The sequence below is a fragment of the Desulfitibacter sp. BRH_c19 genome (genome assembly GCA_001515945.1).
Classification (GTDB): Bacteria; Bacillota; DSM-16504; order Desulfitibacterales; family Desulfitibacteraceae; genus Desulfitibacter.
The window spans coordinates 45,728-68,914 of the sequence record LOER01000040.1 but is presented as its reverse complement, the minus strand read 5'-3'; the positions used below and the strand labels follow the sequence as shown (position 1 = coordinate 68,914).

Below are 23,187 nucleotides of genomic sequence, written 5' to 3'. Positions count from 1 at the left end.
TCCCTCTGGACCTTGAGGACCTTCTGGCCCAGTCTCGCCTTGTTCACCCTGCGGTCCTTGTGGTCCCTGTGGACCTTGAGGACCTTCTGGCCCAGTCTCACCTTGTTCACCCTGAGGTCCTTGTGGTCCATCTGGACCTTGAGGACCTTCTGGTCCAGTCTCACCTTGTTCACCCTGCGGTCCTTGTGGTCCCTGTGGACCTTGAGGTCCTTCTGGACCAGTCTCACCCTGTTCACCTTGAGGTCCTTCTGGTCCTGGAGGTCCTGGAGGACAAATACATCCCATGTTTTATCAATCCTTTCCTGAGATTTATTTATTATATTCTCAAATGGAAAAAGATGTGATTAATAGAGGTGAATACTATCCCAATATCTTCAGGCTAGCATAGGATAATAAAGAGATAAAAAAGAGGGGACGTTATAAGGATGGATGATTACCCATTAACAGGTATTTTGGTATCTAACAGGAAAAATAAAAAAAGAATTTTGAAGCTTTATCAACGTTATCATAATCTGACCTTAAGGCTTTACGCCTTTACTTCGGCAGATATTCTTTGGAAAGAGCAACAAATTGTTGGGCTTTACCTGATTAGGGGTAAATGGAAAAAAAATAAATTTCCTTTTCCTCATGCCGTTTATAACCAGTGCTACAATAAAGAAAAAACAAAAACTATTCGGCGCCTAACGAATATAATTGGCAGTAGCAAGTGTTTTAACAATATAAATTGGTTTAATAAATGGAAAGTATATAATCTATTAGATATGTCGATCCTCAAAGGCTATATACCAGATACATTTTTATTAAATGATGTGAATGTATCAGAACTATTGAAAAAATATAAACTGGTATTCATTAAGCCTTCATATGGATATAAGGGAAAGAGCGTGTATAGGGTAGAGCTAAAGGAAAATGGAGACGTTCACATATCTTTACACAGCTTAGCCCCAAGATTTATTTGCAGAAAAAATGAGGATATTCAGCAAAAATTAGATGAAATCCTTTGCGGAAAAAGTTTTATAGTGCAGAAAGGGGTTGAGTCTAGTCAGATAGATCATCACTATTATGATATTCGGGTTCTTGTTCAAAAAAACATAAGCGGGGAATGGGCGGTTTCCACCATGGTCTGTAGAGTGGCTAATGAGCTTTACTTTAACACTAGTGCATATGAGTCAATTTATGATGCTGAGGAAATTATTGCTAGACTATTTCCTTTGAAAAAAATGAAAGAAATTGTTCTCCAATCCATTAAGGAGATAAGTGTAAATGCTGCACAAGTATTGGAGGCTCATAATGGTATGATGGGAGAATTAAGTGTGGATTTTGTATTAGACAAAGAAATGAAGTTGTGGATTATAGAAATTAACGGGAAACCCCAAAAAAGCATTTACAAACACATTAAGAACTTTAAGCATGTGCAACTAATCTATAGTAGACCGATGGAATATGCTTATTATCTTTCTCAATCCACTAACTTTTGATGAAGGGCTAGGTGAAGCATACGGTTGGTTTAGTATTGACAATTACCTAAATAACTATTTGATAAATTGGAAATAAGCTAAATGGTACATAAAAACCATAATTTAAATAAAGGGAATGCTACTGTAGAAGATATAACAATTCCTGTTTTGTGTTAAGAAATTAAAACTAATGCATGGGATCATGGGGACATTATATCATTTTTGTGGTATTATGGGAATCGGTAGTAGATACTTTTCACACAGTCTGACGGTTCTCTTGCTTCCTGGTATAGTATTCTTAAAAAGGTAAAAAAACAGGGTACAGATTAATTTGTGCCCTGTTTTATATTTCTTACTGGCAGAAACATATTTGAGGCAGTCTGCCGGTTTTCTTGCTTCAAAATGTACGGCCTGAAGAAAAATAAGAAACAGCTTCTTGGGCCAAGAGTTTATAGTACAAGGTATAAATTTTATGTTATTATAATTATATAGGAGGAACTTTATACCAAATAAATTTAGTTAAAATGGGGGACTGAGTAATGAAGAAAGATAAAATTATTAAGAAAAGATGGAAAAGGGTGGCACTACTTTTTGCGATTTTGTTTGTTTTTACTTCAACCACATTGGCATCCCAGGCTGCTAATGCAAATCAGAAGACATTGAACGCGATATTCGGACTGACGAAGATAATCTATAATAGCAGTGATCTCACTGCCCATGCAGAACCGTTTTTAGCGGATGGGACTACATATATCCCATTGCGGAAGATGGGGGAAGTATTTAATAAGAATATAACATGGGATGATGCTACTAAGACGGTGGTAGTGTCTGATAAGCCGGTTCCTGCCTTAGAAAATATGCAGGCGCAATTGAATGCTAAAGACAATACCATAGCTATGCTTGAGGTAAGAATTGCCGAGTTGGAAGAATATATTAGTAAGAAGGAGCCGGATCTTGATGATCTGGAGGACCAACTTAATGATGATTATGATGAGTATGAGGACATTGAATTTGAGATTTCTCTTTCCGGAGATGAAGATGATATAGAGGTAGAAATAGAGGTTGACCTGGACGACTTTTACACAGAATGGAATAAGTTGAGCAATAGTGATATAGAAGATTACCTTCAGGACATTTGTGATGATATTTTGGATGAATTTGAAGACGCGGATATTACCGGGAGTATCATTGACACAGATGAGGATGAGGAGCTAATCTCTTTTGAGATAGATTCTCGTGGAAATGTGGAAACAGATTATGAGGCGGATATTGATGACCTGGAAGATCAATTGAATGACGATTATGATGAATATGAGGATATTGACTTTGAGGTTTATCTTTTCGGAGATGAAGATGATATAGAGGTAGAAATAGAGGTTGACCTGTACGATTTTTACACAGAATGGAATAGGTTGAGCAACAGCGATATAGAAGATTATCTCCAGGACATTTGTGATGATATTTTAGATGAATTTGAAAATGCGGATATTATCGGGTTTATCATTGACATAGATGAAAATGAGAATTTGGTCTATTTTGAAATTGATTCCCAAGGAAATGTAGAAATAGAGTATGATGCCTATCTAGGTTCTCTGGAAGACCTAGAGGATCAGTTGGATGATGAATATTATGATCAGCTTGGCGACACGCAGGTGTATATAGAGCTTGAAGGAGATGAAGATGACATTTTATTCATTGTAAACATTGATCTATATGATTATGATGACGAGTGGGACGATTTAGATGAAGATGATGACATATACCCATTCATGCAGAATATATATAGGGACATTGAAGATGAATTTGAGGACGCATATATTGAAGGAGTTATATATGATATAGATGACGGGAAGGACCTCTATTGGTTTTAGAATGACAGCGGATGATAGTATACTCAAGAAAAGCTGAGACTTATTAAAAAGTTTCAGCTTTTCATGCATGTACGATGAAATTTATAAGGAAGCGTATGGACGGTTCTCTTGCTTCCATTTTGCTTCCTAAGAAGCAAGAGGGGTAGAGTATTATACAAAGGGACCCCTTGTTTTTCATGCTTTGGAACGTACAATATAGTGTTCTCTGTTCTATTAATTTAATGGCATACAAAGTATACCTTTTTTGTAAAGGTATATTTAATATCTGTTATAAACAGGATTTTTGACTTCAGGTGGAATTTCTACTACATCTGAAGGTTATAGAGCGAAACTTGCCAACTTGTTGGGATAGCTGAACCCATGCAAGGCTAGCGGTGATAGTAATCGGATAAATTAAATGGAGTATTAAGGGGAACTTTTGTAGTTACTTTAAAGTCTACAATAATAGTACATACATTATGAAGAGGTGACTGAGTGAAAATTTTTTTTTATTTAACTACAATTTTAGTACTTATCTTTACTATTTCCACTAGTACCGTTCTAGCTAAAGCAGATAAATCTTTACCACAAGAGGTTGAATTAACTTTAGGCAGCAATATTGTAATAATAGACGGAGAGAGTCACCAGCTAGAAATATTTCCATTTATCTTAGATGGAACAACCCTTTTACCCGTACGCTTTGTAGCTCAGGATGTCCTGGGAGCAATAGTTGACTGGGATAGTGCAAAAAAGGAAATAAGTATTAGCCGTGAGGATCAAAAAATTAATTTGTGGCTTAATAGAAATGTTGCATCAGTAAATGGTGAAGGATTTAATCTGCAGCAAGCACCTACTCTTCATAACGATCGTACTCTTGTACCACTACGATTTTTATCAGAGAATATGGGACTTAATGTCAGGTATGAAACCACAACTAAAAAGATATTTATTAGTCAAGACAAGGACAATGAGATAGAGGTTACTCCTCCCATTGCAGATTTCAGTTTATCGAATAAAGAAGTTTATGCGGGTCAACCACTTGAGATCAGAGACAATTCTGTTCACCCTGATGGGCATGCGATTACAGCCTGGTTATGGGAAGTGGAATCAGAAAATGGACAAACAATAGTAGTAGATAGCATAGTAGGAAATATCTTAACTAAGCGCCCTGGAAAATACACTATACGTTTAAAGGTTAAAGACCAACTAGGTATTTGGAGTGATTGGTATGAGCGAGAATTACAAGTACATCCTAATCAATCTCCGATTATAAATATTTTTGAGGCCAACAAAACTGTGGTTGCTCAAGGAGAATTGATTGAATTTGAGTATGATAGTCATGACGAGGAATGGGACTTAATAGAAGAAGAGCGATGGGTTTATCGTTGGTACAGCAGTACAGGTCAATTGCACGAAGTGATTGGAAAGCCAAAAGCCCTTTTCGGTGAACGTACTTATGAAGTCATTTTAAAGGTTCGAGATTCTTTTAATAACTGGAGTGAAGAAGCTAGTATTGAAATAGATGTTACTAAGGAAAAAGTGCAATCTGAATTCAACTTTAGGTTTCTAGATCCCCACCCAGGAGATATAATACTCAATACTGATTATGACAACTATAATCTACTTCCTGATGCGGATTGGATAGTAAAGCACGGTGGACCTGTTTTACTTCTTAGTAATAGTCCCGAGCGAGTGCTATATCCTGGAATAACTTATCAAGACAAGATTCAAGGGGCGGCTAGAGTTTATTACTATCATAAAAATTTAACTGGACAAAATAGCCTACTAAAGGTTTGGGCAGAAAATAAAGGTGACAAACCTGTAGAATTAATAGTTAGTAAGTCTGGTTTGGGAGGGCCCATTAATGATGAAATGCACCTGGGGCAAAAAGTTAGTAGTAATTATCTATCATCTGATGAAGTAACTAAATTAAGTATTGCTCCAGGACAAAGGATTGTATTAAATGGCCTGCAAGCTGATAAATTTATTAGGCCGGAGGAGCTAATGTCTGGCATGTTGGATATTGAAGCAAGTGGGCCTATACAAATCACAGTAGCTATGGTTGATACTAAGTATTCAAATTCAACACCCTTAGAAATTTTACAGCCAGACGGGCAACATCCAAGAGGGACTTACGAAAATAGTAACATTTTAATTGATGTTATGCCAAGTGGAACTCAGCCTGAAAAAATTCTCATTGGCAGAGGTATAAATGAAGAATATTTTCTTCAAGGCACAGATGCGTTAACTGGGGAACATGTTATTAACAGAGGTAACTACGGAGTAATGTATAATATTAGGTTTCAAAGTGAAGTCACTACTGGAGCATTGATCAATGCTCGCGGGACAAGATTTAAGGGTTCTATAAAAGCATTTGATGACAATGTTTACTTGTTTCCTGTCATGGGAGTGTTAGGTACTTCTTTTTTCTCTGCAATAATTGGGGTTGTGCCAGAAGGAAAAGAAGTGTCATTAGTCTATACACCTCCAGGTGGATCAGATACACCTTTGGTTATCGGGCTCATTCCAAAAGAGTCATGGTAATTAAGTTAACACAACATTAAGCAATGCTATTCAGGGACGGTTCTTAACTTGAGGCAAGCTAAGAACCGTCTATACTTATACTAACAGAAATATAATCTTCATCGGTAGATAGTATTTATTGTAAAATACGAAATCTTAGAGCTACTGGCGCCCGCCAAGTTTTGTTTTACTAATCAATTATCTTTATTATTCTAAATTAAACTATTATTACCTTGACTCTTATGGCTTCCACTTCTTGAAAGTGCGGGGCAAAATCCACGCTTTTGCCTCTCTCCTGTTAATACCGGAATACCTAATTCGCACATACCATCTTTTCTATAAACACATACACAATCGCATATCATATCTTGCATGGAAAAATCCTCCTAATCTGCATAAAAATTATCAACCTATGTTTGTTAGTATATCCAAAACTTCATTCGTTATTGGTTACTTATTCTGTTGAAGTGGGTATTACGGATGCTTAATACGGTTATAAATAAAAATATCAGTTTTTTGCACAAAAAGTGTACAATAACTTGACACTTTTAAGGTAACCTGTTAAAATATCATTAATGTTAAAATTATAAATTGAAATAAAGGTTGTGAAAGGGAATAGTAGGGAAGAGAGCTTGTCAGAGAATGATGCCCTTGGCTGTGAGGTATCGTCAAGTAAAATTTTCCGAAACCCACCCTGGAACCGCTGGTGATAAACCAGTTACGGAGCCCCACCGTTATTAGAGGGGAGGGTATAACCTGTACGCAGGCGTACCTGATTGAGTGGGTACTGTATTATTGCAGTATCAATTAAGGTGGTAACACGGAAACTTAAGCTTTTCGTCCTTTTATGGATGAAGAGCTTTTTTATTTTACAAAAACTGCACGACACAAAAACATGACCCAAAAAAGGAGGAGCTTAATATGAATATGTTCGGGAAGGTAGCCTTTATAGGTGCAGGAAATATGGCTGAAGCAATGATAAAGGGATTACTAAGCAGCGGATTTGCTGATGCAAATAATATTTATGTAACTAATAAGAGTGATAAAAACAAGTTAGAAGGTTTGAAAACACGATGGGGTGTTAATGTTAGCAGTAATAAACACCAGGTGTTAGAAAATGCAAAAATTGTTGTTCTGGGTGTAAAACCACAAGACATGGAAGGTGCTTTAAATGAGATGAAAGGTATTCTAACCCATGAGCAGTTGATTATATCTACTGCAGCGGGTTTGTCCCATGAATGGTTTGAAAATTACCTAGGAAAAGATTATTGCCTTGTAAGGACTATGACTAATTTACCGTGTCAAGTTAAGGCAGGAGCTACTGCTGTTACAATGGGCTGCAATACCAAGGATAGTCAAAGATTTATAGTTGATGCATTATTTAGTTCTTTAGGTATTGTAGTTCATGTTAAAGAGGATATGATAGATACAATAACCGGTCTAAGTGGTAGTGGTCCAGCCTATGTATATTTAATGATAGCTGCAATGGCGGAGGCTGGGGAACAAAATGGGTTAGCAAAAGAAGTTTCCTTTCAGCTTGCAGTACAGACTGTCTTTGGGGCAGCAAAGCTTGTAAAAGAATCAGGCATAGATAGCAATAAGCTTGTGCAGTTAACAAGTTCAAAAGGTGGCACTACTCTTGCTGGACTACAAGAACTGGAAAGTGGAGGTTTCACAAAAATGATTGGCTTAGCAGTAAAAATGGCAGCACAAAGATCAAAGGAGTTAAGTGTAAGTTACTAAGAATAAAAACGTGAGGCAGGAGTCAGAAGCCAGAAAAAGTTTGTAAACCGTTGATACCTGAATGTATATTCTAGGCACAGAAGACCATAGCAAACGGAATTGCATGGTTTTCTGTGTCTGTTTTATTGTTTATAATAAAATATAGTATAATAGTAAAAAAAGCTATTGAATTATTATGCGTTAATTTGTATAATTATAAGCATAGCTAAAATGGAAATTAGGAGGCTTTGTAATATGAAAGTAGGTATTGTGGGTGCTAGTGGTTATACAGGATTAGAATTAGTACGTATTTTACAGATGCATCCCCAAGTGAAACTGGAGTTACTTACTTCAGAATCTTATGTTGGAAAAAAACTAAATGAAATTTATCCAAGTTTAGGCTTGAATTTTAATATGGAACTTGAAGAGTTTCATTGTGATAAAGCCCTTGATAGGTGCGATATTTTATTTTTAGCTCTTCCTCATGGATATTCTTCAGAGATTGCTAGAAGGGGTTATGATAATAACAAGCTAATTATAGATTTGGGAGCTGACTTTAGATTAAAAGAATTAGAAAATTATACTAACTGGTATAAAACAGAACATAAAGCTCCCCATCTATTAAAAGAAGCCGTTTACGGCCTTCCAGAAATATATAGTGAACAAATCAAAGGTGCCAAAATCATTGCAAATCCAGGTTGTTATCCAACAAGTGCTATATTGGGGTTAGCTCCATTGTTCTCAAATAAAATCATTGAATACAAAGGATTAATAATTGATTCTAAGTCGGGAATATCTGGGGCAGGAAGAAAAGCAAACGCCATAACCCACTTTAATAGCGCTAGTGATAATATTAATCCATATGGTGTAGGAGAACATCGCCATACGCCAGAGATAGAACAGGAGCTTTCCTTTGTAGCAGGGAATCAGGTGACTATAACCTTTACTCCCCAATTAGTTCCAATAAATCGGGGAATACTAAGCACATGCTATGCAACTTTGACAAAGGATATTAGCGAGGATGATATAAGACAAATCTATGATGATTTCTACAAAGATAAACCTTTTGTGGGAATATTACCAGAAGGAACATGGCCTCATACAAAATGGGTAGCAGGCAGTAATAAATGCCTTCTTAATTTTAAAGTAGATAAGCGAAACAATAGGATTGTGGTTGCTTCAGTAATAGATAACCTTATTAAAGGTGCATCAGGTCAGGCAGTACAAAATATGAATATTGCTCTTGGTCTAGAAGAAACTACAGCATTAGATATACTAACTGTATACCCGTAAGGTGGGGACACCAACCAGGGGGACGGTTCTGCTGGCTGGTTCTAAGAGGTTAATTGGAGACATTCATATTCAAGAGGCAAGGGGCAAGATACACGAGGCAAGAAGTTAGCAAGAAGTAAGATTTGAAAATCTTACTTCTGACTTCTGAATTCGGACTTCTGACTCCTGAAACTAGAGGAATGTCCCCATTCACCAAGTTGGGGACATTCCTCAACAACAAAGCATATCTCTAAAAGAGGTGTGTCCCCGTTCATTAAAAGGAGGAATAATTTTGTCAGAATTTAAGTTTATTGATGGTGGGATAGCGAATGTTCAAGGGTTTAAGTCAACTGGAATTCATTCCGGTCTTAAAAAAGCCAAAAAAGATTTAGCTATTATTTATTCTGAGGCTGAAACTGCAGCTGCTGGTGTATTTACAGAGAATAAGGTTAAAGCAGCTCCAGTATTAGTTAGTAAAGAACATATAGAAGCTTCCAATGGTTACTGTAATGCCATTGTAATAAATAGTGCCAATGCAAATGCATGTACTGGTGTAAAGGGCATGGAAAATGCCAGAGAAATGGCAAAAATAGCAGCAGGCCAATTAAAGTTAGATGTGAAGGAAGTATTAATCTCCTCTACTGGTGTCATTGGCGTTCAATTGCCCATGGATATCATCTTAGAAGGAATAAAGAAAGCGAGCAAGTCGTTATTTAATAGTAACAGCTCAAGTGATGCTGCAGAGGCAATTATGACTACCGATACCTTTCCAAAGGAGGCAGCGGTTGAGGTAGAAATAGGTGGGAAAACTGTAAAAATGGGTGGTATGGCAAAAGGATCAGGTATGATACATCCTAACATGGCAACTATGCTTTCATTTGTTGCTACTGATGTATCCATAACTCCCCAGTTACTTAAAGAAGCTTTAGGAGAAGTAGTAGATGAAACATATAATATGATTTCTGTAGATGGAGATACCAGCACTAATGATATGGTGCTTGTATTAGCAAATGCTTGTGCAGGTAATGAGCAAATAACTGAAAAAAATTCAGATTACGATGCATTTAAAAATGCACTATCTGCACTTTGCTATAGACTATCTGAGTTAATAGTAAGAGATGGAGAAGGGGCAACCAAATTTATAAATGTTAAGGTTATTAATGCCAAATCAGTAGAAGATGCCAGAAAGGCTGCAAGATGTGTTACGACCTCCGCCCTTGTAAAAACTGCAATTTTTGGGGAAGACGCAAACTGGGGCAGGGTAATTATGGCAGTAGGAAATTCAGGAGCAAATTTTGACCCTGGTGTAGTTGATATGTATATAGAATCTAAAGCTGGTAAGGAACAGATGATGGAAAACGGAATGGGACTTTCTTTTAGTGAAGCTAGAGCAAAGGCTATTCTTGAAGAAAAAGATATTGGTCTTGTGGTTGATATGAAATTGGGATCATCTGAAGCTACTGCTTGGACATGTGACTTTTCCTATGATTATGTAAAAATAAATGCTGACTATCGTTCATGAAAGGATGAATTGAAATAATATGAATTTAACACCATTAGAGAGAGCCAACGTACTGGCAGAAGCTTTACCATATATTAAAGAGTTTTTTGGAAAAACAATAGTGATAAAATTCGGTGGGCATGCCATGGTTAATGAAGAATTGAAGCAAGCTGTAGCAAAGGATTGCGTATTAATGAAGTATGTGGGAATGAATCCTGTTATTGTCCACGGCGGGGGCCCTGAGATAAATAATATGTTAGATAAGTTGGGAAAAAAATCCTCTTTTGTGAATGGGCTAAGGATTACGGATGAGGAAACTATGGAAGTTGTAGAAATGGTGCTAGTAGGTAAGGTTAATAAATCAGTTGTTAGTTCCATAAGTAGAAGTGGAGGAAAAGCCTTAGGTTTTAGCGGCAAGGATGGGCAGTTAATTGAAGCTATTCCTCATAAGGCTACTTCAAAAGACCATAATGGAGAAACTGTTATCCATGATTTAGGTTTTGTAGGAGAAGTAAAAAAGATTAATCCTGAGATATTAAAGACCGTCATTCAACAGAGCTATATTCCTGTTGTTGCTCCCATAGGAGTTGATGATAAAGGTCGGAGCTATAATATAAATGCAGATTATGTAGCGGGAGATATGGCTAGGGCCTTAGGTGCAGATAAGATGATCCTTTTAACCGATGTAAAGGGTATCTTAAAAGACAGAAATGATGAGAATTCTTTAATTTCAGTATTAAAGGTAAGAGAAATTCGTGATTTAATAGAGAAAGGAGTGATTTCCGAGGGAATGATTCCTAAAATTCAATCCTGTGTGCGGGCTCTTGAAGGGGGCGTACGAAAGACACATATTATTGATGGGAGAATTCCTCATTCGCCGCTTCTGGAAGTTTTCACAAATCAAGGAGTTGGAACCATGGTTGAACTGTAGGAAACTAGGTAAGTTAACGGACTAGTGAACTCGTTCAGCCAAAGCTGAACATCGGAGAATCAGATGGAGACTCTACTCCACCTGATTTAGACACACTTATAGAAGTGGGGGTCATAACCCTATAGAATATTTTGGATAAATTTGAGGTGGATTTTAATGAATAACCGAGACATATATGAGATGGGAACAAAATATGTAATGAATACCTATGGAAGATTTCCCATTGCCCTTGAAAAGGGTGAAGGCAATAAGGTTTGGGATGCTGATGGTAAGGAATATATAGACTTTGTTGGTGGATTGGCTGTTGCTTCTTTAGGACACTGTCACCCAGAGGTTACTCAAGCAATGTATAAACAGTCTGGGGAGTTAGTGCATACTTCAAATCTTTATTGGATAAAACCACAGGTAGAGCTAGCAAAAACACTTGTGGAGAATAGCAGTTTTGCCAAAGTATTTTTTGGCAATAGTGGTGCTGAAGCAAATGAAGGTGCTATTAAGCTTGCTAGAAAATACTCTAACTTGAAGTATTGTTCTGAAAGATATGAGATAATAACAATGAAAAGTTCCTTTCATGGAAGAACAATGGCAACTTTAACTGCAACCGGACAGGAAAAAGTACAGAAAGGTTTTGCTCCATTATTGGAAGGATTTAAGTATGTTCCATTTAATAATATTGAAGCCCTTAAGGAAGCAGTAACAGAAAAAACATGTGCTATAATGCTGGAGCCTGTGCAGGGTGAGGGTGGAGTGCATGTAGCCCAAAAAGACTATTTGCAGCAGGTTGAGGCATTATGTAAGAAAAAGGACCTTCTTTTCATAGTAGATGAAGTACAATGTGGAGTGGGTAGAACGGGGAGACTTTTTGCTTACCAGCATTATGGTATAAAGCCACATATAATGACCTTAGCAAAGGCCTTGGGTAATGGCACAGCCATTGGAGCTATGTTGGCTGTTGAAGAAGTGGCCGGGTCATTTCAACCTGGAGACCACGGATCAACCTTTGGAGGAAACTTCTTGGCATGTTCAGCAGGGAAAAAGGTATTAGAAATACTCTTAAGAGATAACCTTTGTGAACAAGTAGAAAAAATGGGTGAATACTTTAGACAAAGACTAAGTGAATTAAAAAATGAATTTCCTTCTATTGAAGAAATTAGAGGAATTGGATTATTAATAGGCTTGGAAGTAAAAGGTGAAAGCCTTCCTATAGTAAAAAAAGCAATGGAAAAAGGGTTACTATTAAGTGCCGCAGGAGGCAATGTAGTAAGATTCCTTCCTGCCCTTAATGTAGATAAGGAAACCGTTGATAAGGGCTTAGAAATATTTAAAGTCGTTATGTCAGAAATAGAATAAATATAAATTGGGTACATTGAATGTCCCCATAAATAAAAAGGAGGTTTAAAATGGAATTTAAGGAGCAATTAGCGAAAGGGTTACAGGGTAGGGATTGTTTGTGTTTAACTCAGTTTTCTAAAGAAGAACTATTTTACATTATGGATTTAGCAGCAGATATCAAGGAGAAGTCAAAAAAAGGAGAGCCTTATGATGTGCTAAAGGGTAAGACCTTGGGTATGATTTTTCATAAACCTTCAACTAGAACAAGGGTTTCTTTTGAGGTTGGTACAGTACAGCTAGGCGGATATGCTCTCTTTTTAAGCGCCAATGAACTGCAGCTTGGAAGAGGAGAGACAATTGGTGATACTGCAAAGACCCTCTCTCGTTATCTAGATGGTATCATGATTAGAACATTTTCCCATGAGAGTGTTGTTGAGCTTGCAGAAAATGCTAGTATCCCAGTTATCAATGGATTGACTGATTATTTGCATCCATGCCAAATACTTGCAGATTTATTTACGATTAAAGAAAAAAAGGGTATCCTTAAAGGATTGAAAATGACCTATATTGGTGATGGAAATAACGTAGCTAATTCTCTACTAACAGGATGTGCTATGGTTGGGATGGATATTGCAGTAGTGACTCCACCGGGATATGAACCAGTACAATCTGTAGTGGATCAGGCAAAATCTATTGCGATAGAAAGCGGTTCGAAAATTTATATTGAGACTGATCTACAAAATGTAATTGAGGGGTCCGATATCGTCTATACAGATGTATGGACTAGTATGGGACAGGAAAAGGAAACACAAGAAAGATTGAAGTTGTTCCAGGGTTATCAAATGAATTCTGAAGTCCTACAAAAAGCTAAGAAAGATGTTCTTGTAATGCATTGTCTGCCAGCCCACAGGGGTGAAGAGATTACCTCCGAGGTTTTAGATGGTCCTAACTCAGTAGTGTTTGACCAAGCTGAAAACAGGATGCATGCTCAAAAAGGTTTATTAGCAGCGCTACTATAGAAAAATGACATAAGAAGGGTAAGGTGTGTATCTATGAAGAAAGTTGTACTTGCATATTCAGGAGGACTTGATACATCAGTTATTATTCCATGGTTAAAGGATAATTACGGATATGAAGTAGTAGCCATGGCAGCGGATGTTGGACAGGGAGAAGAATTAGAACATTTACATGAAAAAGCAATCAATAGTGGAGCTTTAAAGCTTTATATTGAAGATTTACGAGAAGAGTTTATTACAGATTATGTATACCCGTGTTTAAAAGCCGGAGCCGTATATGAGGGCAAGTATTTACTGGGGACCTCCTTTGCAAGACCTTTAATTGCAAAAAGACTTGTAGAGATAGCCAAAAAGGAAGGTGCAGAAGCTATTTCCCATGGAGCAACAGGAAAGGGAAATGACCAGGTTCGATTTGAATTAGCTGTGAAGGCTTTAAATCCTAATTTGAAAATTATTGCTCCCTGGCGTGAATGGGATTTAAAATCAAGAGAAGATTGTATAGAATATGCTAAGAAAAGAAAAATACCTCTAGGTGTTACAAAAGAAAAAATTTATAGTAGGGATAGAAATCTTTTCCACTTAAGCCATGAGGGTGGGGACCTAGAAAATCCTGAAAATGAACCCAAACTTACGGAATTATTACAGATAATCACTCCACCAGAATTGGCACCAGATAAACCTACTTATATTGAAATTGAATTTGAAGAAGGCATTCCTGTAAGAATTGATGGAAAAGCTTTAAGTCCCATTGAGCTTATGGATTTTGTAAATCAGGTTGCAGCTATAAATGGAGTTGGTATTTGTGATATGGTTGAGAACCGACTTGTAGGAATGAAATCAAGGGGAGTATATGAAACTCCAGGTGGAACAGTATTGTATTATGGTCATCGAGAACTAGAATTAATAACCCTTGACAGACAAACCTTCCACTATAAAGAACTTTTGGCTCAAAGGTATTCTGAGTTAGTATATGATGGTGTTTGGTTCCACCCATTAAGGGAAGCATTAGATGCTTTTGTGAACAGCACTCAAAAAACAGTAACAGGTAAGGTAAGGCTTAAGCTATATAAGGGAAATATAATGCCAGCAGGGTCATCTTCACCATATTCTCTATACGATGAGGATATTGTAACCTTCGGAGAAAGTGCAGTTTATGACCAAAATGATGCAACGGGATTTATTAATCTCTTTGGTTTATCAATGAAGGTAAAAGCTTTAATGGAAGAAAAAAGTGGATTGAAAAAGTAATCTATCTTAAAGTTAAATACTGCAGATTTGCTATAGTATGGCCTTATCCATTTTGGGTTGGGTCATATTATTTTTGTTAATAATTACTTAAGAAAAGCTTAATCTTTTCTTTATAGATAAGTATAATTTCCTATGCTATACTTTACAAGGTAATTTCAATTAGGATACCATTTCCCAGGGTTGGCTTTTGAAATTTTCCTGCACCTGGCATCAGCTTTAGCTGTCATATTATACTTTAGAAAGGATTTAGCTCAGGTAACTAAGGGCTTTTTATCATATATTACCCAAAAAGATAATAATAACAGGGTTCAATTTTTCTTTGGGCTGTATATAATAGTTGCGACGATTATTACAGGTGCTCTTCGTCTTTTGTTAAAGGCTTTGCACCCTAAAATAGCATACTGATTACTAAAAGCTTGTGCTTATCAACTTAATGGCACAAGCTAAGTTTTGTATAGGGACATAAGCTATGCGCTGTATAGTTAGTTTTTGGGAGATGAAATTGTGGATATAATTCTTAAATTTACGATACGAAATATTAAAGAAAAAAAGCTAAGAACCTTTTTAATCATTTTATCGGTTATGCTGTCAGCTGCCTTGTATTTTGGCTCTACAGGCTTAGCTAATACAATTGAAAAAACATATTCTGAGTATCTTACTAAGTATTATGGGACTGCTCAGATAATGATATATCCTAATGAAAATTCCCCATCTTCATTTATTCCTGATAACCAACTTGGTTCTTATGCTGATGAATTGGAATATGCTGTTGGAGTAATGCAAAGTAGTGGGGTTTATAAAGTATCAAGAGATGACGTGCTGCGTTTTAGTATTCTTGGCTATGAATTCAATGACATAAATAAGATGCATAAATTGGTTCTAGCCGAGCAGTCAGGGTTGGAACCTTTTTCGGGGAGAAAAGTAATCATTAATAGAGATACTGCTGAAAAGTATGGCCTTGAAATAGGAGAAGGTCTGGATTTAGAAGTACAAGGACAGAAGATTCAGTTTAAAATAGTTGGTATTGCACAACCAAGTGGTCTGTTTTTGGAAGATGGTAGAACTACATATGCTGTTGTACCAAAGGAATATGTTAATTCTTTAAACCAGGTTAGAGGAAAATCTAATACAATATATTTGAAACTTCAGGATGCATCTCAAAAAAATGATTTTATTGAAAAAGTATCTCTTGAGTATCCTCGTTATACTGTAACAGAAACAATTAGTGAAGCAGATATTAAGGAATATTCAAATCAGATAACACAACCATTTATGATGATGATTGCTATTGTGGTTTTAATAAGTATATTTATAATTTATACTTCCTTTAAAGTAATTGCGTATGAAAGAATACCTATAATAGGTACTTTTAGGAGTGTGGGAGCAACTCGTAAAATGGTTAATACCGTATTTCTAGGTGAAAGCTTAATCTACGGTATAATTGGCGGATTCTTTGGATGCATCCTTGGGATAGGTGTCCTTAATGTGATGGCAAAGCTTACCACGCCTACCTGGCTACAGGGCATTACAACCTATGTGGTATATACACCAGCACAAGTTTTTACTACCTTTACTTTGGCAGTAATTCTATCATTTTCAAGTGCCTTTATTCCAATTTGGAAGGTTGCTAAAATTCCAGTTAAGGACATTGTTTTAAATAACATTGAAAACAAAAAGAGACCTAAAAAGTATAAATATATTTTAGGATTCATACTATTGGCCCTTTCCTTGGCAATTCCTCCAGTAGCTCCAAATGAACTGGTTATGCCCCTATCAACCCTGGCACTACTAATAGGCATAGTAGGTGTTATATTACTGTTACCGTTAATTCTAAATTTATTAATAAGATCCATGGAAGGGTTATTTGAAATACTTTTTGGAAATGAAGGGGTATTGGCGCTAAAAAATCTAAGGAACAATAAAAACATCATAAATAATATTGCATTATTATATATTGGCATCACTTGTATTTTAATTGTAAAAATTGTGGGCTTTAGTGTTATGACTGAAGTGACGTCATTTTTTAGAGACTGGAAGTTTGAGATAATTGCATCTCCTTATAATGCTGATAGACATATGGAAGCAGGCCTAAGAAGTGTGCCCGGGGTGCAGGACTCCTACGGGGCCCTTACTGCTAGGGATGTGGAAGTTGTGGGAACTGATTATAAGATATGGACAGTTGAAGGTATCAATGAAAAGTTTTTTGAATTTATGAATATAGAAGTACCAGAGGGTCCTGAAGAGGCAGTCAAGAAATTAAACTCCGGTAGATTTGTTATTGTTGCAAACCATATTAAAGACTTATTAGGACTTAAAGAAAATGACATAATGACCTTAAAAACTCCCAGGGGGGATATTCCCTACCAGATAATTGGCTTTATGAACACCATAGAAAACAATGGAAACTATGTAGTCATGTCTGATAGGTATTTGAAACTAGATATGAATGAACAGTACTATGATATGGTTTACATAAAAACCAATGCTGACCCAAAACTCGTCCAACAAGAAATAAATAAAAAATATAGCAGAGCCCCTTTTTGGAATGATACTATAGAAAATATAGTGGAAATAAATCACCAGAGCAATAGTCAGCTCTTTATGCTCTTGGATGGGTTCTCCTATGTAACCATTGTGATTGGTATCTTTGGTGTTCTAAACAATTATATAATTAGCTTCATGGAAAGAAGGAGATCTTTTGCTATCCTACGATCTGTAGGTATGAGTAAAAAACAAACACAAAAGATGCTGTTGATAGAGGCTTTGTCTGGGGGACTAATAGCGGGGGTTATAGGGGTTTTAGGCGGTGTCATGGGTATTCATACAGTTTCTTATTTGCTTCGCAGTATGGGATTAAGTGGTACCATGCAATATGATTTCACAGTCTTCTGGTTTGCAGTTATAGCTGGTACTGTAGTTTCAATCGTTGCATCAATAAGTCCCGCACTTAAAACATCAAAAATGAGTATAGTATCGTCTTTAAAGTTTGAGTAAGGAAAGTTTGAATAAGAATGGGAAAGGGTGAAATCCAATGGGAGTAGTAATAGAAGCCATAAACCTATGTAAAACCTTTCAACTAGGAGAAGTTAGTTTAGAAGTGCTAAAGGGGATCGATTTAACTATTAAAAAAGAAGAATTTGTTTCCATTATGGGGCCTTCAGGGTCAGGGAAAAGTACTCTCTTATATTTACTTGGAGGTTTAGATAAACCAACTAGTGGCCAAATAAAGGTCCTAGGTAATGATATTGGAGTTATGAAAGACAAAGAGGAAAGTGAAATGAGGCGGAGATCCATCGGATTTGTGTTTCAGTTCTATAATCTAATACCAAACCTTAATGTTGAAGAAAATGTGCTTTTGCCTGTTTTATTGGACGGAAAGAAACTTAAGACCTATCAAGAGCCCTTAGAAGAAATATTGGAAGTTGTTGGACTTTTAGACAGGCGCAAACATACTCCAAGAGAATTGTCAGGAGGCCAGCAGCAAAGAGTTGCGATAGCTAGGGCATTGATTAATCAGCCTGAAATTGTTCTAGCTGACGAGCCAACTGGCAATCTAGACTCTACAACTACAGCGGAAGTTTTAGAATTACTTCAGAGGATAAATCAAGAAAAACATAAAACTATTGTGCAGGTAACTCACTCACTAGAATCTGCAGAATATGGCAATAGAACTATTAATGTACGGGATGGGAAGGTGTGGAATTCATGAAAAAGCAGATAAATTGTGTAGCAATCATAATATTTATATTATTATTAACGGTCTTAGTCACGGCTTGTGGTCAAAATGGTAATGATAATCAACAAGATACTGAGGTAACATTTGAGGAATATCAGAACAAAATTTTTGCTTTTGGAGTTGTTAGAGCAAATGATACATATAACGTAACTATCGATTTTCCTGCTAATGTAGATGAAATATTAGTAAAAGAAGGAGAAATTATTGAAAAAGGTAATGTGATAGCAGTTTTAGATGTTGATGACTACAATTTACAGATTTCCAAAAAACAGCGAGAAATAAATATGGAAAGAATTGAGCTTGAAAGACTAGAAAACAATCGTAATAAAGTATCTAATGATTTAAAACATGCTCAAAGTCTATATGATAGAGCTCTGGAAGATCTTAAACAAAATGAAATATTATATAGTGAAGGGGTAATAACTAAGACTGAACTCGATAACTATTCTAAAGTAGTTGATGAAAATGAAACGGCTGTTAAGAATCTTGAACTGTCATTAGGTCTTACTAATAGCAATAACCCGGAAATTCAGTTGCAAAAACAGAAAATAGCCCTTATAGAGAGTGACCTGGTCAATATGCAAAACAAATTGTTAAAAGATTATGTCATAAATGGGAAGGAGATAATTTCCAATGTGGAGAAGGGTGTTATATATGAGCTTGGATATCTTCCCGGTGATTCTATTGAATTAGGAACAAAACTGTTTAGTATTATAGACCTAGACACTATAGTGGTTGAAGCAGATGTTTCTGAAGAGTTTATTAAAGAAATTAAGGTTGGTGCAAAAGCAACTATTATACCATTAGCAGATCGTAGTAAGACTTACGAAGGAACAATTATAAATATAGCAGGAAGAGCTATTGAGAGAAAGGGAGAAACAATCATACCGGTTCACATTACAGTAGAAAATAATGATTACTTTCTCTTGCCTGGATTTAATGTGGATGTGGAGATTGAAAAATAGCAGATAAGTGGTACTAAGCCCCTGGATAACGGTTTTCCCTAAAGGATTAGCTCAGCTAAGCCAAACAATTTGGCAAGTTTCGCTCTATAATATTCAGATGGAGTCAGGACTCCACCTGAATAAAGAATCCTGTTTATTGACCCTAGGAATTTAAACATGATAAAATGAGATAAACTAACCTACTTGGAGGAATCAAAAAGTGAAATATGCTATTTTAGGAAAAACAGACATAAAAGTTTCAGAACTATGCTTTGGTACATTACCAATGGGTCCCCTACAAGCAAATCTGTCTCCTGAGGATGGAGGAAAATTAATAAGACAAGCACTTGAAATGGGTGTTAATTTTATAGACACTGCTCAGTCTTATAAGACATATGAACATATTAGCCGGGGGATTGAAGGCTTTAGTGGTGATTTGGTAATAACTTCAAAGTCCATGGCTGAAGATTATGAGGGTATGGAAAAAGCCATTCAGGGAGCATTAAAAAGCTTAAAAAGAGATGTAATCGATATCTTCCATCTACATGCTGCCATGAGTTCTACAGATGTCTTTCAAAAAAGGGAGCAGGCATTCAAATGTTTGCTGGATTATAAACAAAAGGGCTATATCCGTGCTGTAGGGATAGCTACCCATGATGTGGAAGTGGTTGAATTAGCATCCACCATGTCTGAAATTGACATAGTTTACCCACTAATTAATAAAAAAAGCAGGGGAATATTAAAGGGCAATGCACAGGATATGATAAAAGCAATCAATAAATGTCATGAAGCTGGAAAAGGAACTTATGCCATGAAGGTTCTTGCTGGAGGCAATTTGGTTGGAGACCTACTTGATGCTGTGAAATTTGCTAGAAATATAGATGGAATACATGCAGTATCCATGGGTATAATCAACAGTAATGAGCTTGAGTTAAATGTTAAGATTTTCAATGGAGAGATAACCTCCCAGGCTATGCTGCCGGATTTAGAAAATACTAAAAAAATATTTGTGGCATTTCTCTGCAAAAAATGTGGCCTTTGTATGGAGGCTTGTCCAAACGAAGCATTGTCCATGGGTGATGGTGATAGGGCAGTTGTAGACCATGAAAAATGTATATTGTGTGGCTACTGCTATCCAGTCTGTCCCGAATTCGCCATCAGAATGATCTAAGAAAACCAACCAGGGGGACGGTTCTCGTGGCTGGTTTTAATTGATGATGACAAGGGGATGACAAGGGGACGTTTCGTTTGTCATGTTTTTAATTTGAAGACTGGGGGTTCTTGATTTGAGTTATAAGCAGCATAAAAGTAATAAGCCAGATGGGATAAGCCCCTGGATAATGGCAGCGAGGCCACGTACCTTGCCAGCGGCAATTGCTCCTGTACTAGTAGGTTCTGCTTTAGCCTATCAAAACCTGTCCTTTTCTTTGGTTATAACAATTGCGTGTTTAATCTTGGCCACCCTTTTACAAATCGGATCAAACTATGCCAATGACCTGTTTGACTATAAAAAGGGAACTGATAAGCTCAACAGAGTTGGACCTAAGCGAGCCGTTGCAGCAGGATTAATTTCGCCTACACAAATGGAAATTGGTACAATTATTGTACTTTTAGCAGCTCTGCTAGTAGGCTTATATCTTACTTACATCGGAGGAGTAATATTTTTTATCATAGGCATTTTTTGTATAGCAGCTGCAGTAATGTATACAGCTGGGCCCTTTGCGCTAGCCTATAACGGACTTGGCGATGTAGCAGTTTTTATATTCTTTGGATTGGTAGCAGTTATAGGAACCTATTACCTTCAAGCAGGACAGATTACATTTTCTTCAGTAATAGCAGCTACTGGGGTAGGTGCCCTAGCAACTAATATCCTAGTTGTAAATAATACCAGAGACCGCCATACAGACTCAAGTGCAGGCAAAAAGACACTTGCAGTTCGTTATGGACATAAATTTTGTATTATTCAATACATAGTTCTTTTAATAGTTGGCTATTCATGTGTTTTAATCTTAATGCTACAAAACTCATGGGCTTTCCTTCCATTGCTAACAATACCTGTTGCAGTACAAAGGGTTAGAGAAGTAGCAAAAAACGAAGGCAGACAACTAAACCCAACCCTTGGAAAAACTGCAAACCTACTCTTTTTTTATAGTGCTTTGTTAGCAGTTGGATTGATATTATAAAAATTTGAATGGGAGTGGGGAGATTATGGTGAAACAAAAAGTAATAATAATGGGAGCTGCCGGAAGAGATTTTCATAATTTCAATACATATTTTAGAGATAATAGTAACTACGAGGTGGTAGCCTTTACAGCTACCCAAATTCCAAATATTGATGGAAGAAGATATCCATCAGCTTTAGCGGGGGAATTGTATCCTAAAGGAATACCAATCTATGATGAAACTGAGCTAGATTCATTAATTAAGGAACATAAAATAAATCAGGTCATATTTGCTTATAGTGATGTTTCACATAAAACAGTAATGGCAAAAGCTTCAGCAGTATTAGCAGCAGGGGCAGATTTTCGGTTAATGGGCCCTGAAATTACAATGCTAAAAAGTAGTGTTCCCATTGTTGCGGTTTGTGCTGTTCGTACAGGTGTGGGCAAGAGTCAGACTACTCGTAAGGTTGCAAAGGTATTAAAGGAATTAGGGAAAAAAGTAGTAGTAGTACGTCACCCAATGCCCTACGGTGATTTGGAAAAACAAGCTTGCCAGCGTTTTGCCTCCTACGAAGATTTGAATAAACATGACTGCACGATAGAAGAAAGGGAAGAATACGAACCCCATTTAGCAGAAGGTTTCATTGTTTACGCAGGGGTTGATTACCAAGAGATACTTAATCAAGCTGAAAAAGAGGCAGACGTAGTTCTTTGGGATGGTGGGAATAACGACTTACCCTTCTACAAACCAGATGTTCATATCACCTTAGTGGATCCCCATAGACCAGGAGATGAGCTGAACTACCATCCTGGTGAAACAAATCTAAGAATGGCAGATATTGTTATAATTAATAAAATTGAAACTAGCTCACTTGAAAATGTTGAAAAGGTTCGTAATAACATTCGTAAAACTAATCCAAATGTAGCAATAGTTGATGCAGCATCCCCAATTTTTGTAGAAAATTATTCAGTCCTAAATGGCAAAAAAGTGCTAGTAATTGAAGATGGGCCAACCTTGACCCACGGAAACATGACCTATGGTGCCGGAGCAATTGCAGCACGTAAATATGGTGCAACTGAATTAGTTGATCCAAGACCTTATGCACAGGGCAGTATCTTAGAAACATTTAATACTTATACCCATTTATCAAATATTCTTCCTGCCATGGGCTATGGTAAAAAGCAAATGGAGGAGCTTGAAAACACCATTGCTAAAACTGAAGCTGATGTAGTGGTAATAGGAACACCAATAGACCTAAGACGGCTAATAAAGATTGATAAGCCAGCACTTAGAGTAAGTTATGAATTACAGGAAATAGGAGAGCCTAATTTAGAAACCTTGTTAAGAAATAAATTAGAACTATAATATCTAGAGCCCTACCAAAAAGCTAGCCTAGATAGATTCCTGTTTTGGGACAGTACTTTTGGATTACTCAAAGGTGTCTAAGGTTGCAATTAGTGTTCGGGTGAACTTTGCTAAAATTGCGATTGAA

The 23,187-nt window shown here is 36.7% G+C and carries 17 protein-coding genes and 1 pseudogene; 17 read left to right on the top strand and 1 reads right to left on the bottom strand.

The genetic code is table 11. The annotated features are described in order from the left end of the window. Nucleotides 1-285: pseudogene (locus APF76_08660) on the bottom strand. Nucleotides 286-425: 140 nt separating this feature from the next. Here APF76_08660 and APF76_08655 point away from each other — a divergent pair. The 17 genes from APF76_08655 (at nucleotide 426) to APF76_08575 (ending at nucleotide 23,060) form a co-directional block, all read left to right on the top strand. Further along, complete coding sequence (locus APF76_08655) at nucleotides 426-1,478, top strand: hypothetical protein (protein ID KUO49431.1); 1,053 nt, start codon at nucleotides 426-428, stop codon at nucleotides 1,476-1,478. A 518-nt stretch (nucleotides 1,479-1,996) separates the two neighbouring features. Continuing rightward, complete coding sequence (locus tag APF76_08650) at nucleotides 1,997-3,328, top strand: hypothetical protein (protein KUO49430.1); 1,332 nt, start codon at nucleotides 1,997-1,999, stop codon at nucleotides 3,326-3,328. Between the two features lie 474 nt (nucleotides 3,329-3,802). Next, nucleotides 3,803-5,851 (top strand): hypothetical protein, encoded by a 2,049-nt coding sequence (locus APF76_08645; protein KUO49429.1) that lies wholly within the window; start codon nucleotides 3,803-3,805, stop codon nucleotides 5,849-5,851. A gap of 900 nt (nucleotides 5,852-6,751) precedes the next feature. Beyond that, complete coding sequence (locus APF76_08640; protein KUO49428.1) at nucleotides 6,752-7,573, top strand: hypothetical protein; 822 nt, start codon at nucleotides 6,752-6,754, stop codon at nucleotides 7,571-7,573. A 234-nt stretch (nucleotides 7,574-7,807) separates the two neighbouring features. Then, nucleotides 7,808-8,845 carry an N-acetyl-gamma-glutamyl-phosphate reductase gene (argC, locus tag APF76_08635; GenBank protein KUO49427.1) on the top strand — a complete coding sequence of 346 codons (1,038 nt, stop codon included), beginning with the start codon at nucleotides 7,808-7,810 and terminating at the stop codon, nucleotides 8,843-8,845. A 271-nt stretch (nucleotides 8,846-9,116) separates the two neighbouring features. After that, nucleotides 9,117-10,346, top strand: a complete 1,230-nt coding sequence (locus APF76_08630) for a hypothetical protein (protein KUO49426.1) — start codon at nucleotides 9,117-9,119, stop codon at nucleotides 10,344-10,346. Nucleotides 10,347-10,365: 19 nt separating this feature from the next. Continuing rightward, nucleotides 10,366-11,256 (top strand): acetylglutamate kinase, encoded by an 891-nt coding sequence (locus APF76_08625; GenBank protein KUO49425.1) that lies wholly within the window; start codon nucleotides 10,366-10,368, stop codon nucleotides 11,254-11,256. Between the two features lie 156 nt (nucleotides 11,257-11,412). Next, nucleotides 11,413-12,606, top strand: a complete 1,194-nt coding sequence (locus APF76_08620) for an acetylornithine aminotransferase (protein ID KUO49424.1) — start codon at nucleotides 11,413-11,415, stop codon at nucleotides 12,604-12,606. A 50-nt stretch (nucleotides 12,607-12,656) separates the two neighbouring features. Further along, nucleotides 12,657-13,607, top strand: coding sequence for an ornithine carbamoyltransferase (locus tag APF76_08615; protein KUO49423.1), 951 nt, complete (start codon nucleotides 12,657-12,659; stop codon nucleotides 13,605-13,607). A 33-nt stretch (nucleotides 13,608-13,640) separates the two neighbouring features. Next, the gene (locus tag APF76_08610; GenBank protein KUO49422.1) at nucleotides 13,641-14,852 is read left to right on the top strand and encodes an argininosuccinate synthase; all 1,212 of its coding nucleotides are present in this window, start codon (nucleotides 13,641-13,643) and stop codon (nucleotides 14,850-14,852) included. Between the two features lie 180 nt (nucleotides 14,853-15,032). Next, nucleotides 15,033-15,257 carry a hypothetical protein gene (locus APF76_08605; protein KUO49421.1) on the top strand — a complete coding sequence of 75 codons (225 nt, stop codon included), beginning with the start codon at nucleotides 15,033-15,035 and terminating at the stop codon, nucleotides 15,255-15,257. Between the two features lie 99 nt (nucleotides 15,258-15,356). Further along, nucleotides 15,357-17,846 (top strand): hypothetical protein, encoded by a 2,490-nt coding sequence (locus APF76_08600; protein KUO49420.1) that lies wholly within the window; start codon nucleotides 15,357-15,359, stop codon nucleotides 17,844-17,846. Nucleotides 17,847-17,883: 37 nt separating this feature from the next. Then, nucleotides 17,884-18,561 (top strand): macrolide ABC transporter ATP-binding protein, encoded by a 678-nt coding sequence (locus APF76_08595; protein KUO49419.1) that lies wholly within the window; start codon nucleotides 17,884-17,886, stop codon nucleotides 18,559-18,561. After that, on the top strand, nucleotides 18,558-19,553 hold the full coding sequence (locus APF76_08590) for a hypothetical protein (GenBank protein KUO49418.1): 996 nt from the start codon (nucleotides 18,558-18,560) through the stop codon (nucleotides 19,551-19,553). The genes APF76_08595 and APF76_08590 overlap by 4 nt, the downstream gene beginning before the upstream one ends. 199 nt (nucleotides 19,554-19,752) lie before the next feature. Continuing rightward, nucleotides 19,753-20,703 (top strand): hypothetical protein, encoded by a 951-nt coding sequence (locus tag APF76_08585; protein ID KUO49417.1) that lies wholly within the window; start codon nucleotides 19,753-19,755, stop codon nucleotides 20,701-20,703. Nucleotides 20,704-20,872: 169 nt separating this feature from the next. Then, nucleotides 20,873-21,715, top strand: a complete 843-nt coding sequence (locus APF76_08580) for a hypothetical protein (protein KUO49434.1) — start codon at nucleotides 20,873-20,875, stop codon at nucleotides 21,713-21,715. A gap of 25 nt (nucleotides 21,716-21,740) precedes the next feature. Further along, nucleotides 21,741-23,060, top strand: a complete 1,320-nt coding sequence (locus APF76_08575) for a GTPase (protein KUO49416.1) — start codon at nucleotides 21,741-21,743, stop codon at nucleotides 23,058-23,060. The last annotated feature ends 127 nt before the right edge of the window (nucleotides 23,061-23,187 follow it).